Origin of the sequence: Solimonas fluminis (assembly GCF_002930645.1) — a bacterium.
GTDB classification, from domain to species: Bacteria; Pseudomonadota; Gammaproteobacteria; order Nevskiales; family Nevskiaceae; genus Solimonas_A; species Solimonas_A fluminis.
In genome coordinates this window covers 512,785-528,406 of sequence record NZ_PSNW01000001.1, presented here as the reverse complement: position 1 = coordinate 528,406, position 15,622 = coordinate 512,785, and the positions used below count along the sequence as shown (strand labels likewise).

Below are 15,622 nucleotides of genomic sequence, written 5' to 3'. Positions count from 1 at the left end.
GGCGTTGTCCTGCCTCGGGCGTCCTGCCCTCGCCAGCCCTCTCCCCGAAAGCGGGGAGAGGGAGAACGGCTCAAGGCAATATGAAATCCAGCGCCAGGTCCGACTTGGGCAGCAGCTGCGAGGCCTTCTCGGTGGTCGCCGTCAGGCGCAGGATCAGGTTCTCGCAGAAGATGCGGTAGTACCGCAGCTGGCACTCGTCCGACATGCTGTCCAGCAGCGCGGCGTTGACCTGCAGCACCAGCACGTCGGTGGCGGCCACCACGCTGGCGGTGCGCTGCACGGCGTAGAGGAAGCCGATCTCGCCGAAGCAGTCGCCCTTCTCCAGCAGGGCGATCATCTGGCCGTTCTTGCGCACCTCGGCGATGCCCATCAGCAGGATGTACAGCGAATTGTCCGTTTCGCCCTCGCGGATGATCGGGTCGCCGGCGCGGTAGCTGACGCTGGTGCTGGCATCCATCAGTTCCGCCAGTTCCGGGCTGCGGAAGGCCCGGAAGAACTGCAGCCGGCGCAAGGAGTCGTGGCTCATCTTGAGGGACTTGCGGCGCGGCCCGCGATCCTGCGACAGCGGGGCCAGATCCTCGGCCAGCCGCCGGCCGCTGGCATGGCGCGCGGCCGGGTCCTTGGCCAGCAGGCGGTCGACGATCTCGCAGAGCGGGTCGGGCAGGTCGCCGCGCTTGCTCTGCACCGGCGGCGCCGGCTCGCGCAGGATGCGCTCGAACAGGGCCGGGGTCGTGCGGGCAATGAATGGCGGTTCGCCGGTCAGCAGCAGGTACATGACCATGCCCAGGGAGTAGAGGTCGCTGGCCGGGCCGAGCGTCTTCCCTTCGATCTGTTCCGGCGACATGAACAGCGGCGAGCCGCTGATGCCGCCGGAACGGTCGGCCCCCAGCAGGGCGGCGATGCCGAAGTCCATGATCTTGGGCTGGCCGGCCTCGGTGACCAAGATGTTGCCGGGCTTGATGTCCTTGTGCAGCACGCCGTTGCGGTGGACGTAGTCCAGGGCCAGGGCGCACTTGAGCATCAGGTCGGCCACGCGCTCGGTCTTGGGCCGGGGGGCGTCGCGCTGGCAGGGGCGCTTGAGGGTCTCGCCGGCCACGAACTCCATCACCAGGTAGTTCAGGTGTCCCTCGGTTCCCGCGTCGAACAGGGTGACGATGCCGGGGTGGTGCAGGCGCCCGGCGGCCCGGGCCTCGGCGAAGAAGGCCTTCTGCAGTTCGTCCGGGGCGCCGTCCAGGCCCTCGGCCACCTTGATCGCCACCTCGCGCTGCACGAAAGGGTCGTAGCCGCGGTAGACCCGGCCGTAGCTGCCCCGGCCCAGTTCCCCCCGGATTTCGTATTTTCCCAGCTGGCGCAGGCCGGTATCCCCGTCCTGCCGCTTGGTTTCGCCTGCCGCGGTGATCATGCGCACCCCCTGTCCGGACCATTATGAGCCAAGCCTCAGCCGGCCGAAGCGCCCCCTTTTGTGGCGGCAGGTCAACAGCTTGGCTACCATATCGCCCCTTTTTGGTCCCCGTTTCCGGAACCACGTTCCCCGAACCACGTTTCCCCGCCCATGAACAGCAACGAAGTCCGCGCCCGCTTCCTGGAATTCTTCCGGAGCAAGGGCCATACGGTCGTGCCCTCGTCGCCGCTGGTGCCGGGCAACGATCCCACGCTGCTGTTCACCAACGCCGGCATGGTCCAGTTCAAGGACGTGTTCACCGGCCAGGACAAGCGCCCCTACGTGCGCGCGGCCAGCTCGCAGAAGTGCGTGCGCGCCGGCGGCAAGCACAACGATCTCGAGAACGTCGGCTACACCGCGCGCCACCACACCTTCTTCGAGATGCTGGGCAACTTCAGCTTCGGCGACTACTCCAAGAAGGACGCCATCCACTACGCCTGGGAATTCATCACCGGCAAGGAGTGGCTGGGCATCGACAGGTCGCGCCTGCTGGTGACGGTCTACGCCACCGACGACGAGGCCTACGCGATCTGGAAGGACGAGATCGGCGTGCCGGCCGAGCGCATCGTACGCATCGGCGACAACAAGGGCGCCAAGTACGCGTCCGACAATTTCTGGAGCATGGGCGACACCGGCCCCTGCGGCCCCTGCACCGAGATCTTCTACGACCACGATCCCGATGGTTCCAAGGGCATCTGGGGCGGCCCCCCGGGCTCGCCCGAAGAGGACGGCGACCGCTGGATCGAGATCTGGAACCTGGTGTTCATGCAGTTCGAGCGTTCCGCCGACGGCACGATGACCCAGCTGCCGGCCCCCAGCGTCGATACCGGCATGGGCCTGGAGCGCATCAGCGCGCTGATGCAGGGCAGCAACGACAACTATCAGACCGATACCTTCAAGGTCCTGGTGGGCGCGGTGGCCCAGCTCGCCAAGCAGGAGCCGTACGCCAGCGCCTCGCAGAAGGTCATCGCGGACCATATCCGCGCCACCTCCTTCCTGATCGCCGACGGCGTGCTGCCCTCCAACGAGGGCCGCGGCTACGTCCTGCGCCGCATCATGCGCCGCGCCATCCGCCATGGCTACAAGCTGGGCCTCAACGAGCCCTTCTTCCACAAGCTCGTGGGCACGCTGGCCGAGGTCATGGGCGGCGCCTACCCGGAGCTGGTCGAGAAGCGCGCGCAGATCGAGAAGGCCATCCGCCAGGAAGAGGACAGCTTCGCCGTCACGCTCGACAAGGGCATGAAGCTGCTCGACGATGCCATCGGCAAGCTCAAGGACAAGCTCATCCCGGGCGAAGTGGTGTTCAAGCTCTACGACACCTACGGCTTCCCCGTGGATCTCACCGCCGACATCGCGCGCGAGCGCGGGCTGGAGCTGGACCTGGCCGGCTACGAGCGGGAGATGGAAGCGCAGCGCGAGCGCGCCCGTGCCGCCAGCAGCTTCAAGGGCGGCGCGACGCTGGCCTATGACGGCGCCGACACCTGCTTCGTCGGCTACGACGGCCTGGTGCAGGAGGGCGCCAAGGTGCTGGCCCTGTACCGCGATGGCCAGGCGGTGAACGAACTCAAGGCCGGCGAAGCCGGTGCGGTGGTGCTCGACAACACGCCGTTCTACGCCACCGGCGGCGGCCAGGTCGGCGACAAGGGCCGCATCGGCGGCTTCGAGGTCGAGGAAACGCAGAAGCTCAAGGGCGCCGTCACCGGCCACTTCGGCAAGCAGGTCGAGGGCACGCTGAAGCTCGGCGATGCCGTGCGCGCCCAGGTCACCGAGAGCCTGCGCCGTGCCAGCATGCGCAACCACTCCGCTACCCACCTGATGCACCGCGCGCTGCGCGACGTGCTGGGCACGCACGTCGCGCAGAAGGGCTCGGTGGTCGACGAGCAGCGCACGCGCTTCGACTTCTCTCATGGCCAGCCGGTGACGGCGGCCGAGATCGCGGAGATCGAGGACCGCGTCAACCGCGCGATCCTGGCCAACGTGCCGGTCCGCGCGCAGCTGATGAAGTACGACGATGCCATCAAGGCCGGCGCCATGGCGCTGTTCGGCGAGAAGTACGGCGACGAAGTACGCGTGCTGGCGATGGGCGACTACTCCACCGAGCTCTGCGGCGGCACGCATGTCTCGCGCACCGGCGACATCGGCCTGTTCAAGATCGTCGCCGAGGGCGGCGTGGCCGCCGGCGTGCGCCGCGTCGAGGCCGTCACCGGCGAGAATGCGCTGGCCTACCTGCGCGAGACCGAAGGCAAGCTGAAGAAGGCCGCGGACCTGGTGCGCGGCAATGCCGACGACGTCGGCGCCAAGATCGAGCAGCTGCTCGACCGCAGCAGGCAGATGGAGAAGGAGATCGCCGCGCTCAAGGGCAAGCTCGCCTCCAGCGCCGGCTCCGATCTCGCCGGCCAGGCGCGCGACATCAAGGGCACCAAGGTGCTGGTGGCGCGGGTCGATGGCGTCGAGGGCAACGACCTGCGCACGCTGCTGGACCAGCTCAAGAACAAGCTCGGCTCCGGTGTCGTGCTGCTGGGCGCGGCCAGCGGCGAGAAGGTCTCCCTCATCGCGGGCGTCACCGCCGACCTCACCGGCAAGGTCAAGGCCGGCGAGCTGGTGAATTTCGCGGCGGGCCAGGTCGGCGGCAAGGGCGGCGGCAAGCCCGACATGGCGCAGGCCGGCGGCACCCAGCCGCAGAACCTTCCGGCGGCGCTGGACAGCGCCTACGGCTGGGTCGAACAGAAGCTGTAACCCACTCCAACACACGAAGAGTCATGGCACTGATCGTTCAGAAGTACGGCGGCACCTCGATGGGCTCGGTCGAGCGCATCGAGCATGTCGCCAACAAGGTGGCGTCCTTCCGCAAGCAGGGACACCAAGTCGTGGTCGTGGTGTCGGCGATGTCCGGCGAGACCGACCGCCTGCTCAAGCTGGCCAAGGCCATCGATCCCAAGGGCAGCCAGCGCGAGTTCGACCAGATCGCCGCCACCGGCGAGCAGGTCACGATCGGCCTGCTGGCCATCGCGCTGCAGAAGGCGGGCGTGCAGAGCCGCTCCTTCACCGGCTGGCAGGTGCCGATCCGCACCGACGGTGCGCACATGAAGGCGCGCATCCAGTCGATCGAGCCCGAGGCGCTGCTGGCCGCCTGCAATGCCGGCATCGTGCCGGTGGTGGCCGGCTTCCAGGGCATCACCGACGACGGCAGCGTCAGCACGCTGGGCCGTGGCGGCTCCGACACCACCGGCGTGGCGCTGGCCGCCGCGCTGAAGGCCGACGAGTGCCAGATCTACACGGACGTGGACGGCGTCTACACCACCGATCCGCGCGTCGAGCCCAAGGCCCGCCGCCTGGACAAGATCACCTTCGAGGAAATGCTGGAGATGGCGAGCCTCGGCTCGAAGGTCCTGCAGATCCGTTCCGTCGAATTCGCGGGCAAGTACAAGGTCCCGCTGCGCGTGCTGTCCACCTTCGTGGATGGCCCGGGCACCCTGATCACGCTTGAGGACAACAGCATGGAAGACCCCCTGATCTCCGGCATCGCTTTCAGCCGGGACGAATCCCAGATCACCGTCACCGGCGTGCCGGACAAGCCCGGCGTGGCCGCGGCCATCCTCGGCCCGGTGGGCGACGCCAATGTCGAAGTGGACATGATCGTGCAGAACGTCGGCGCCGACGGCAGCACCGACTTCACCTTCACCGTGGCGCGCGGCGACCACGACAAGGCGCTGGAGATCATCAAGCGCGTGGCGGGTGAACTGGGGGCCAAGGGCGTGGCCGGCGCCACCGACATCGTCAAGGTGTCGATCGTGGGCGTGGGCATGCGCAGCCATGCCGGCATCGCCTCGCAGATGTTCAAGGCGCTGGCCACCGCCGGCATCAACATCCGCATGATCTCCACCTCCGAGATCAAGATCTCGGTGGTGATCGACCAGGACTACCTCGAGCTCGCCGTGCGAACTCTGCACAAGGCTTTTGGTCTGGAAGAGAAGAAGTAGGCGAGGGCGGAGGCCCTGTTCTAGCCATTGGGGACTGGAACAGGGCCAAACGGTAGGATACAGCCGCCAGAAGGTCTTATCCACAGGCGGCTGCGATTTTTTGGGGGCTACCGCGCCCCCCGGCCGGCGACCGAGACTGCTCGGACAGGACACGGAGAGAGCGGGATGCTCATTTTGACCCGGCGCGTAGGCGAAACCGTCATGATCGGCGAGGACATCGTCGTCACGGTTCTTGGCATCAAGGGCAACCAGGTACGGATCGGCGTGCAGGCGCCGAAGAACGTCGCCGTGCACCGCGAGGAGCTTCTCAAGCGCATCAACGAGGGCGAAGCGGCTCCGCCGCCCGCACCGCGGCCGGCGCGCGTCGGCTCCTGAAGCCTCGCCGGCATCTGCCCGGCGATTTCTGCCAGTTTTTTCTTTACCTTAGCCCCCCGGGCCGTTAGAATCCCGCCCCTCTTGAGGGCGACAACCCTCGCTTCGAAATGCGCCCGTAGCTCAGCTGGATAGAGCACTTGGCTACGAACTAAGGGGTCGGAGGTTCGAATCCTTCCGGGCGCACCATTCGAGGCTTTGGAGAGTCAGCAGCAGTCCCGGACAGATGGCCGAGTGGACGAAGGCGCGCCCCTGCTAAGGGCGTATATGGTCTAAAGCCGTATCGAGGGTTCGAATCCCTCTCTGTCCGCCAATCATGGCACTGAGGGTCTTCGTAGGGGCCGCAGGTTTATCGGGTGGCGAAAGGGTTCGAGCCCTCGATGAACAAAAGATTGGGTTCGACCGGCCCGCGTAGCGGACCGGCGTCGCTCCGGAAGGAGCGATCCCGAGCATGGCGAGGGGCAGGCGCCGCAGGCACGCAGCCATCCCTCCCTGGGCCCGGGTCGTCCGCAGTAACCGCCGGTTCTTGGGGCGGGCTGTAAAGGTAGATGCGGTAACAAGGCTTCATGCGCCCGTAGCTCAGCTGGATAGAGCACTTGGCTACGAACTAAGGGGTCGGAGGTTCGAATCCTTCCGGGCGCACCATTGCTGGACACAAAAAAGCCCTCGCTAGCGAGGGCTTTTTTGTGTCCGAAGGGCGGCCTGCAGGTTCACTCCGGCGGAGCTTGTGCGGGCCATCCATGCAACCGTTCGTCCCGAGCCGGTCGAAGGGTGAACGGTCCCCGAGAAGGCCGGGCTCTACCGCCTGGCCCTCTCCCTCCGCAGGGGCAGGCGAGGGGATGAATACCCGAGGCCGGGGACTGGCGCAGATGGAACTGAGTCCCGTTCCTGCCGGTCGTTACTCCGGGCAAGGACGCCCGTGGAGAACAACCAGTGCGCATTCCAGGGATCCGGAGTGGCGGATGGCTGTTGCTGGTGCTGCCCTGCGCGGCGCTGGCGGCGGACAACGAGGTGGGGATCGGGTACAGCCCTTCCAATCTCAGCGACGGCTACACCGAGTGGCAGGACCTGCGGGCGCACTGGAAGCGGCGCCTCGAGAAAGGGTCCTGGGAGCTGTCGCTGCTGCAGGCCCACCGCTTCGAGCAGGACGATACCCAGTTCATGCTGGGCGGCTCCTATCCGCTGTCGCAGGACTGGTCGGTCAACGGCCAGGCGGGTTACACCGCGGACGCCGACGTGCTGGCCGAACAGGTCTACGACCTTGGGCTCAGCCGCTTCTTCGGGGAGCGGTGGTCCGTCTCGCTGGCCGCCAACCTGGCGACCTATCCCGGCGACAAGGTCTATGGCGGCGAACTGTCGGTGGAGTGGATGCCCAGGCCCTTCCGGGTGACGGCGGGCCTGCTCTACGGCAGCCTCCAGGACAGCGGCCATGCCTGGTCGCAGCTCTTCCAGCTCGACTATGTCTACGGCGAGGACGACGAAGGCACCCTCGGCATCGGCGTCATCACCGGCGAGCAGCCCGAACGCATCACCGCGGACCAGGTGGCGGTCTCGGATGCCGACGCGATGTTCATCGGCGGCTCGCACTGGCTGACTCCGCGCTGGGGCATCGACTACCGTTTCACCCAGTATCGCCGCGAGCTGTTCTACACCCGCGACGAACTCAGCCTGAACCTGCTGATGCGCTTCTGAGAGATCAGCGCAGGTCGGCCCGGCGGCCGGCCTGCGCCGCGGGTTCAGAGGAACATCCCGCCCGACACCTCGATGCGCTGGGCGTTGATCCAGCGGCTTTCCGGCGCCAGCAGCTGGGCGATGGCATCGCCGATGTCGTCCGGCAGGCCGACGCGCCCCAGGGCGGTCTGGGACGCGATGAAGGCGTTGAGCTGGGCGTTGTCGCGCACGGCGCCGCCGCCGAAGTCGGTCTCGATCGCGCCGGGGGCGATGATGTTCACGGCGATGCCCCGGGTGCCCATTTCCCGGGCCTGGTAGCGGGTCAGCACCTCCATCGCGCCCTTCATCGAGGCGTAGGCGGCGTAGCCGGGCAGGGCGAAGCGGGCGAGGCCCGACGAGACGTTGAGGATGCGCCCGCCGTCGCGGATCAGCGGCAGCAGCTTCTGCGTCAGGAAGAACGGGCCCTTGAAGTGGATGTTCACCAGTTCGTCGAATTGCGCCGGCGTGGTGTCGGCGTAGCCGGCGTGGATGCCGATGCCGGCATTGTTGAGCAGGTAATCGAACTGCTCGCGCTGCCAGTGCCGCCGCAGGGCTTCGCGGACCTGGGCGGCAAAGGCGTCGAAGCCCGTGCTGTCGGCCACGTCCAGCGGCAGGGCCAGGGCGCGGCGGCCCCGGGCGGCGATCTCGGCCACCGCGGCATCGGCCTCGTCGCGGCGGCTGCGGTAGGTCAGGATCACGTCGTTGCCCTTGGCGGCCAGCGCCAGCGCGGCATTGCGGCCCAGGCCGCGGCTGCCGCCGGTGATCAGGGCGATGGGGGTGTCGGGATGTGTGCTCATCGGGAATCTCCTGGAGGGGGGGGCGGGCGGGCCCCGGATGAGAGTCACTTTATTGTCTGCATTCGGCGCGATAAATTGCGTCGAAAAGATTTCTGTGTTCGCCTTAAGCGAACAATGAGGCCGATATGAACCGCCTGGATGCGATGCAGACCTTCGTGAGAGTGGCCGAGCTAGGCAGTTTCACCCGCGCCGCCGAGGGCCTGGACCTGCCCAAGGCCAGCGTGTCCACCGCGGTCCAGCAGCTGGAAGCGGCGCTGGGTGCGCGCCTGCTGCACCGGACCACGCGCCGCGTGGAGCTGACCCAGGACGGCCGCGCGTTCTACGAGCGGGCCAAGGACCTGCTGGAGGACCTGGACGAGCTCCAGGCGCTGTTCCAGCAGGGCGCCCAGTCCCTGAGCGGGCGGCTGCGGGTCGACATGCCCGGCGGCGTGGCACGCAACTTCATCCTGCCGCGGCTGCCGCAGTTCCTGGAGGCCCACCCCCGGCTGGAGCTGGAACTGAGCAGCACCGACCGCCGTGTGGACCTGGTGCGCGAGGGCTTCGATTGCGTGCTGCGGGTGGGGGCGCTCGGGGACGGCAGCCTGGTCGCGCGGCCGCTGGGGGCCTTCCGCATCGTCAACGTCGCCAGCCCGGCCTACCTGCGCCGCCATGGAACGCCGCAGACCCTGGAAGACCTGGCCGGACATCGCCTGATCCACTATGTGCCGATCCTGGGCGCCCGGCCGGACGGCTTCGAGGTCTGCGATGCGCAGGGCTGCCGCAGCCTGCCGATGGCCGGGGCGCTGACCGTCAACAATGCCGAGGCCTACCAGGGAGCCTGCCTGGCCGGGCTGGGCATCATCCAGGCGCCGGCGGTGGGGTTGCAGCCGCTGCTGGGCCAGGGCGCCCTGGTCGAGATCCTGCCGCAGCACCGGGCGGCGCCGATGCCGGTGACCCTGCTCTATGCCCACCGCCGCCATCTGCCGAGGCGGGTGCAGGCCTTCATGTCATGGATGGCGGATACCCTGGTCCCCCACCTGGATCCGCTGGACTGAACGCACGCTCGGCCATTGGTCGGCCCTCACTTGAATTGGGCTGGCTATGCTATTGACGGCGAAGCACAAATAATGCGAAACAGCAGCTCTAACAATAAAGATCCATCACGAGACCGCAGTCCGGTCCGCACGACAACGAGGACACACATGCGTTTGAGGAAGACACCCGGCGCGGGGAGGATTGCGCGGGCTGTCCTGGGGGCGTGGCTCGCGGTGGGTTTGCAGGCGACGGCTTCGGCGCAGGGACAGACGGATCTGCTCGCGGTGTACAGCGACGCGCTCGAGCGCAACCCGCAATACCGCGCGGACGCGGCGCAATACCATGCGGCACAGCAGCTGGTCCCGGCGGCCTTCGGCAAGATGCTGCCGCAGATCGGCCTGCGGGCGCGCTACGAACACATCTGGGAAAAGATCGACGGCCAGTACTACAACGTCCAGAACTTCTCCTTCGACGACGACTATGACCGCCACGGCTATGGCGGCGTGCTGCAGCAGGTGATCTACAACGGCGCCCTCTGGGCCGACCTCGATGCGGCCCGGCTGCGCGTGGCCCAGGCCGGCTTTGCCCTGGAAGGGCGGCAGGATGCGCTGGGCGTGCAGGTGGTGGAGAACTACTTCGCGGCGCTGGGGGCCGAGGAAGGCCTGCGCTACGCCAATGCGGAGGTGGAGACGCTGCGGCAGGAATCCGAGCAGGCCAGCGCGCGCGCCGATGCCGGCTTGGCGCTGGAGGCCGACAAGCAGGTGGCGCTGGCCGCCTACGAGCTGGCGCTGGCGCGCCAGGCGGAAGCCCGGTCGCTGGTCGAGAGCACCAAGCTGCAGCTGGAAAGCCTCACCGGCAAGCGCTACGGCGCGCTCAAGCTGCTGCCCGCGGACGTGGCGCTGGAACTGCCGCAGCCGATGGACGAGAACGCGTGGATCGAGCGTGCGCGCACCCACAACGCCTTCGTGCTGGCGCGCACGGCCGGGCTGGAAGTGGCCCGCAAGGAACTGGTCAGCGCCCGGCGCGAGCGCTGGCCGCGGCTCAATGCCCTGGGCCAGGCCTTCTGGGACGACCATGGCGGTGGCGTGGTCGGCGAGCGCGAGGAAGAAGAGCAGCGCATCGGCCTGGTGCTGGACCTGCCGATCTACTCCGGCGGCCAGGTCAGCGCCAGGATCGAGGCCAACAAGGCCGGCGTCACCGGCGCCGAGGCCCTGCTGGAGCAGGCGCGCGCGGAGGCCGTGCAGGCCACCCGCCAGGCCTACCTGACGATCACCACCGGCCTGCTGAAGGCCCAGGGCCTGAAGCGCGCCGTGGACGCCGCCAATGCGGCGGAGCAGGCGACGCGCGCCGCCTACGAGGCCGGCACGCGCACCAACGCGGACCTGCTGCAGGCCATCGGCACGCGCTACGACGCCGAGCGCAACTACGCGTTGATCCGCTACCGCATCCTGCACGCGAGCGTGCAGCTCCGGGCGGCCTCCGGCACGCTGGTGACGGCGGACCTGATCGGGCTCAACCGACAGCTTCAGGCCGGTGAGCTGACGCCTTAGCCCGTCATGTCGTCCGGCCACCCGTATCGTCGCTTTGGCACGGCCGAGCCCGTCGAGGCTCCGGGCGAGCTGCGTGCGCCGCGCCGCCTGCCGCCGACGGTGACGGACGAGACCTTCAGTCCCACCGAGCTGGCGCTGGCGCGGCTGTATGACGGCCGGCGCGATGCCGATGCCATCCTGTCGCTGGCGCGCAGCGAACTGAAGCTGGAGCTGGACCGCGAGGAGCTGGAGGCCTTTGCGGCGCGCCTGGCCATCGCCGGACAGCTGCAGGCCGGCGAGTGGGACCCGCTGCCGTCACCGGCCATCACCGATTCCGCGCAGGCCGAGCGCCTGCGGCCCGCCGCGCCCTGGCCGATGCCGCCGTCCACGATGCCCGGTTCGCTGGCCGGCCCCGGCACTTTCGGCGGCCTGCTGGGCCTGATCACCGATCGTCGCGGCATTGCGCGCCGGACCTGGGCGCAGCTCGATCCGCAGCCCTGGCTGCGCCTGGGCCGCCTGCTGAACTGGCCGCTGACCGGCCGCGCCGGCGGGCTCGCGCTGGCCGGCCTGCTGGCCTTCGTCCTCTACGGCCTGTGGCAGCTGCGGCTGGAAGCGGCCGTGGACCTGCTGCGCATCCGCTCCTGGGTGGGCCTGGCCGGCACGCTGTGGCTGGCCCTGACGCTGATCCATGTCTTCGGCCAGGCGGCACGCGCGGCGGCCATCGAGTACTTCACCGGCCTGCGTCCGGAGATCGGCCTGATGCGCGGGCCCTTCGTGCTGCCGCTGGCCTACGTCGAGACGGCCGGCCCCGCCGAGCGCGCCGACCGCGCCCAGCGCAGCCGCATCGTCGCCTCGGCGATGACCGGCCTGGCGCTGCTGTTCTCGGTCTCCGCGATCTTCTGGATGATCAGCCGCGGCAGCCAGACCTCGGTGCCTTCGGTGGCGCTGTGGGTGGCGGTGATCGCGCTGTTCACCCTGCTGCTGCGGCTCAATCCGCTGGCGCGGCGCGACGGCTACTACCTGCTGGCCCAGCGTCTCAACCTGCCGGACCTGCGCGAGCAGGCCATGGCGGCGCTGATGGGCTACATGCGCACCGGCTGGGTGATGCAGCAGCGCCGCCTGGAACTGCGCACGCTGATGATCTATCTGGTGCTCTGCGCGATCAGCCTGATCGCGCTGATGTCCTTGTTCCTTGCCTTTGCCGGTCGCTGGGTGATCGAAAGGCAGGGTGGTGTCGGTTTTCTTCTTGTGCTCGCGTTCATGGGGGTTCTTGTGAGTCAGTCATACCGCAACTCGCGCGGCGGCGCCGCCAACACCGGCCTGGGTGTCCCCGGACGCCCGTGGTGGAAGTTCTGGGCCGACTTCTCCCGCAAGCAATGGATCATCGTCGGCATCATCCTGCTGATCCTGGTCCTGCCCTACCGCTACAGCGCCAGCGGCGACTTCGTCGTGCTGCCGAGCGCCCGTGCCGACGTGCGCGCGCTGACCGCCGGCGACGTGCGCGAGGTGCTGGTCAAGGAAGGCGACCTGGTCAAGGCGGGGCAGGTGATCGCCCGCATCTCCGACTACGAGCAGCGCGCCCTGGTGGCCGCCGCCGAGGCGCGGCTGGCGGCGCTGGAGGCTGACATGGCCCTGGCCAAGAAGGGCGGCAAGCCGGAAGAGGTGGTGGTGGCCGAGAGCGCGGTGCAGACCGCGCAGACCCGCGCCGACGTCTCGGCCGCGCAGGCCCGCCGCCTGCAGGGCGCCTTCCAGAAGAAGTCGGTCACCGCGGCGGACTACGACCGCGCCAAGGGCCAGGCCGATGTCGACGCCAAGGCCCTGCAGGAAGCCAAGAGCCGCCTGGGCCTGGTGCAGAGCCCGGCGGTGGGCGAGCGCCTCAAGGCCATCGAGGCCCAGCTCAACGAAGCCCGCGCCGAACTGGCATACCAGCAGGAGCGCCTGAGCTACACCAAGATCACCGCGCCGATCGCCGGCCGCGTGGTCAGCGGCTCGCTGATGTTCTCGCGCGGCAGCTTCCTCAACCGCGGCGACCAGCTCGCCACCATCGAGGACGCCGGACAGCGCATCGCGGAGGTGAAACTGCCGGAAAACACCATCGGCGAGATCAAGCTCGACAACCCGGTCACGGCCAAGGCCTGGGCCTTCCCGGCCACCGGCTTCGACGGCAAGGTGACGAGCATCGCCCCGGCTGCCGAGGACGGCGAGTACGGCAAGGTCGTGCGCGTGCAGGTGACGCTGGAAGACCCGAACAACAAGCTGCTGCCGGGCGTCACCGGCAACGCCAAGGTCTCGGGCGGATGGCATCCGCTGTTCCTGGCCTTCACCCGCGCGCTGGGCCGCTTCCTGTTCGTCGAAGTGTGGTCCTGGATCCCGTGATCGAACTGCCGCCGGCGCCCAGCGAGGCCGACTTCCGCCTGACCGCCCCCAGCGGTTTCGGCGACGGCTGGAACCACTATGCGCACAGCATGGCGGTGTTCCAGGGCCGCGTGTATGTCGGCACCACGCGCGGCGCCTTCGCGGGCCTCAAGTTCGGCATCACGGTGCCGGCGCTGAACCCCTGGCCGATCGAGACGCCGCCGGGCCTGTACGACATCGACCGCCGCGCCGAGATCTGGGAGTACGACCCGGTCAAGGCGGTGTGGCGCCTGGCGTTCCGCTCGCCCTACGTCACCGGCGTCAACGGCCGCCCCAACGTGCCGAGCTACATCGGCTACCGCGGCATGAACGTCTTCCAGGACGTCAACGACCCGAAGCCCTGCCTGTACGTCTCCACCTGGTCGCCGCACCTGGCGCATTCGCCCGACGTGCTGCGCACCGAGGACGGCGTGAACTTCACCAGGATTCCGCGCCCGCCCTGGAGTCCGGTGGTGCGCGCCTGCCGTACCTTCCAGCCCTTCAAGGGCCGCGTGCACATGAGCCCCACGGCCTCGGGCACGGCCAAGGGCTACAACCAGGACGTCGGCTCCGAGGCGGTGATCTACGCCAACGGCGACCTGCAGCACGGCAAGTGGACGCCGGCCAACGAGGAAGGCTTCGGCGACAAGAACAACGTCACGATCTTCGAGATGGGCGTCTACGACGACCATCTCTATGCCGGCGTGATGAATCCCGTCAGCGGCGGCGAGCTGTGGAAGACGCCGGGCGGGGACCTGCCGTACAAGTGGACCCGCGTGTTCGACCGCGGCGCCGGCCGCGGGCCGCAGAACGAGGGCCCCGGCGCGATGTGCGAGTTCAAGGGCGCGTTCTACGTCGCCTGCGCCATCGTCAACGGCGGCTTCCATCGCGAATACAAGATCGGCCCCGCCGCGGCCGAGATGCTGCGCATCTGGCCCGACGACTCCTGGGACCTGATCGTGGGCGAGCCGCGCATGACCGAGCAGGGCCTCAAGGTGCCGCTGTCCGGCTACTCGCCGGGCTTCGACAACATCTTCAACGGCTATATCTGGCGCATGGAAGTGCATGAGGACTGGCTCTACGCCAGCACCATGTCCTGGGCGATGCTGATGCCCTACCTGCCGCTGCATGCCTGGCCGGCCGACGTGCACGGCGTGATCCGCCGCCTGGGAGTGGACCGCCTCGCCGAGACCGGCGGCTGCCAGCTCTGGCGCACGCACGACGGCGTCCACTGGGAGCCGGTGACGCGCAACGGCTTCGGCAACAAGTACAACTGGGGCATCCGCACGATGGCTTCCACGCCGCAGGGCCTGATGGTGGGCACGGCCAATCCCTTCGGCCCGCGCGTGGCGGTGGAGCGCGACGGTGCCTGGGGCTACGTGGACAACCCGCGCGGCGGCTGCGAGCTGTGGATCGGCAAGACCGGTGCCCGCGAGGCGGCGATCCGTGGCTGAAGCGCCATCCCCGATCTGGCTGCTGGGCGCTCCCTTCTCGGGGGTGACCTGGCTGGCGGGCGTGCTGGGCATGCATCCGCAGCTCTATGCCACGCCGCAACTGCACCTGACGCTGGCCGACGACGTCGGCAACCTGCTGGAAGTCTTCGCCGCCAGCCAGGGCGAGCACGGCCACGGCCTGCTGCGCGCCGTGGCCGAGATCGCCTGCGGCGGGCAGAGCGATGCCGGCATCGAGGCGGCCAGGGGCTGGCTGGACCAGCGCCGCCGCCTGAGCACGGGGGCGCTGCTGCAGGAACTGGCCGCCCGCGTGGCGCCGCGGCGCCTGGTGATCCCGGATGCCGAGACCGCGTTGCGCTCCTACGAACTGCTGCGCCTGCTGCGGCTCACGCCGCAGTCGCCGGTGGTGCAGCTGCTGCGCCATCCCTGGACGCAGGGCCGCCTGATGAGCAGCTGGTGCCGGGAACGCCTGTTCGTGCCGGTGGACTACAAGGACTACTCGCAGGATCCGCCGCAGGTGGAGCCGCAGGTGCCCTGGCTGCGTGCGCAGATCAATCTCGACCGCATCGCCGCGCATGCCAGGCTGCGCCGCATCACCGCCGAGGCGCTGGACCGGGAATTCGACGCGACCCTGGCCGGGCTCTGCCAATGGCTGGGCGTGGACGCGGATCCTGCGACGCTGGCGCTGATGGCCGATCCGGGCCGCTGGCCCTATGCGGGCCTGGGGCCCGCCGCGGCGCCGGGCGGCCTGGAGCCGGACGTGCTGATGGACTGGCCCGCCGATCTCTCCGCGCAGGCGCCGGCCGGCAGCCTGGAAGCGCCCTTGCCCTGGCGTGCCGATGGCATGGGCTTCGATGCCCAGGTGCGCCGCCTGGCGCAGGACTGCGGCTACTAGCTCCTGTCGGCGCGGCCGCCGCGGCCGCGTGCCGGCAGG

Annotated in this window: 11 protein-coding genes and 3 tRNA genes; 12 read left to right on the top strand and 2 right to left on the bottom strand. The window is 68.9% G+C overall.

Going from position 1 to position 15,622, the window contains the following annotated elements; translation table 11 throughout:
* Positions 1-70: 70 nt before the first annotated feature.
* A complete protein-coding gene (locus tag C3942_RS02445) occupies positions 71-1,402 on the bottom strand; it encodes a serine/threonine-protein kinase (RefSeq protein WP_104228737.1) in 1,332 nt (443 codons plus the stop codon).
* A 150-nt stretch (positions 1,403-1,552) separates the two neighbouring features.
* Between C3942_RS02445 and alaS the strand changes: the two genes are divergently transcribed.
* The 7 genes from alaS (at position 1,553) to C3942_RS02410 (ending at position 7,485) form a co-directional block, all read left to right on the top strand.
* Positions 1,553-4,177, top strand: a complete 2,625-nt coding sequence (gene alaS / locus C3942_RS02440; protein ID WP_104228736.1) for an alanine--tRNA ligase — start codon at positions 1,553-1,555, stop codon at positions 4,175-4,177.
* A gap of 23 nt (positions 4,178-4,200) precedes the next feature.
* A complete protein-coding gene (locus C3942_RS02435) occupies positions 4,201-5,421 on the top strand; it encodes an aspartate kinase (RefSeq protein ID WP_104228735.1) in 1,221 nt (406 codons plus the stop codon).
* Between the two features lie 165 nt (positions 5,422-5,586).
* Positions 5,587-5,796 (top strand): carbon storage regulator CsrA, encoded by a 210-nt coding sequence (csrA, locus tag C3942_RS02430; RefSeq protein ID WP_104228734.1) that lies wholly within the window; start codon positions 5,587-5,589, stop codon positions 5,794-5,796.
* Positions 5,797-5,905: 109 nt separating this feature from the next.
* Positions 5,906-5,982 (top strand) — tRNA-Arg (locus C3942_RS02425).
* 31 nt (positions 5,983-6,013) lie between these two features.
* Positions 6,014-6,106: transfer RNA gene (locus C3942_RS02420), tRNA-Ser, on the top strand.
* A 255-nt stretch (positions 6,107-6,361) separates the two neighbouring features.
* A tRNA-Arg gene (locus C3942_RS02415) sits at positions 6,362-6,438 on the top strand.
* Positions 6,439-6,768: 330 nt separating this feature from the next.
* Positions 6,769-7,485 carry a YaiO family outer membrane beta-barrel protein gene (locus tag C3942_RS02410; RefSeq protein WP_243393507.1) on the top strand — a complete coding sequence of 239 codons (717 nt, stop codon included), beginning with the start codon at positions 6,769-6,771 and terminating at the stop codon, positions 7,483-7,485.
* A gap of 44 nt (positions 7,486-7,529) precedes the next feature.
* Here the strand turns inward: C3942_RS02410 and C3942_RS02405 are convergent, their stop codons facing one another.
* On the bottom strand, positions 7,530-8,300 hold the full coding sequence (locus C3942_RS02405; RefSeq protein ID WP_104228732.1) for an SDR family NAD(P)-dependent oxidoreductase: 771 nt from the start codon (positions 8,298-8,300) through the stop codon (positions 7,530-7,532).
* 125 nt (positions 8,301-8,425) lie between these two features.
* On the opposite strand from C3942_RS02405, the gene C3942_RS02400 reads away from it, so the two are divergent.
* From C3942_RS02400 to C3942_RS02380, 5 genes are all read left to right on the top strand, one after another.
* Positions 8,426-9,334, top strand: coding sequence for a LysR family transcriptional regulator (locus tag C3942_RS02400; protein WP_104228731.1), 909 nt, complete (start codon positions 8,426-8,428; stop codon positions 9,332-9,334).
* 213 nt (positions 9,335-9,547) lie between these two features.
* The gene (locus C3942_RS02395; protein ID WP_165797288.1) at positions 9,548-10,864 is read left to right on the top strand and encodes a TolC family outer membrane protein; all 1,317 of its coding nucleotides are present in this window, start codon (positions 9,548-9,550) and stop codon (positions 10,862-10,864) included.
* 6 nt (positions 10,865-10,870) lie between these two features.
* On the top strand, positions 10,871-13,219 hold the full coding sequence (locus C3942_RS02390) for an HlyD family secretion protein (RefSeq protein WP_104228729.1): 2,349 nt from the start codon (positions 10,871-10,873) through the stop codon (positions 13,217-13,219).
* Positions 13,216-14,691, top strand: a complete 1,476-nt coding sequence (locus C3942_RS02385) for a hypothetical protein (RefSeq protein ID WP_133164217.1) — start codon at positions 13,216-13,218, stop codon at positions 14,689-14,691. The genes C3942_RS02390 and C3942_RS02385 overlap by 4 nt, the downstream gene beginning before the upstream one ends.
* Complete coding sequence (locus C3942_RS02380) at positions 14,684-15,583, top strand: sulfotransferase (RefSeq protein ID WP_133164216.1); 900 nt, start codon at positions 14,684-14,686, stop codon at positions 15,581-15,583. Before C3942_RS02385 ends, C3942_RS02380 begins: the two co-directional genes overlap by 8 nt.
* Positions 15,584-15,622 lie beyond the last annotated feature (39 nt).

Bases quoted from the DNA above. Each gene is read 5' to 3' on its own strand.
- C3942_RS02445 (WP_104228737.1), bottom strand. From the start codon at position 1,402: ATGATCACCGCGGCAGGCGAAACCAAGCGGCAGGACGGGGATACCGGC.
- alaS (WP_104228736.1), top strand. From the start codon at position 1,553: ATGAACAGCAACGAAGTCCGCGCCCGCTTCCTGGAATTCTTCCGGAGC.
- C3942_RS02435 (WP_104228735.1), top strand. From the start codon at position 4,201: ATGGCACTGATCGTTCAGAAGTACGGCGGCACCTCGATGGGCTCGGTC.
- csrA (WP_104228734.1), top strand. From the start codon at position 5,587: ATGCTCATTTTGACCCGGCGCGTAGGCGAAACCGTCATGATCGGCGAG.
- C3942_RS02405 (WP_104228732.1), bottom strand. From the start codon at position 8,300: ATGAGCACACATCCCGACACCCCCATCGCCCTGATCACCGGCGGCAGC.
- C3942_RS02400 (WP_104228731.1), top strand. From the start codon at position 8,426: ATGAACCGCCTGGATGCGATGCAGACCTTCGTGAGAGTGGCCGAGCTA.
- C3942_RS02390 (WP_104228729.1), top strand. From the start codon at position 10,871: ATGTCGTCCGGCCACCCGTATCGTCGCTTTGGCACGGCCGAGCCCGTC.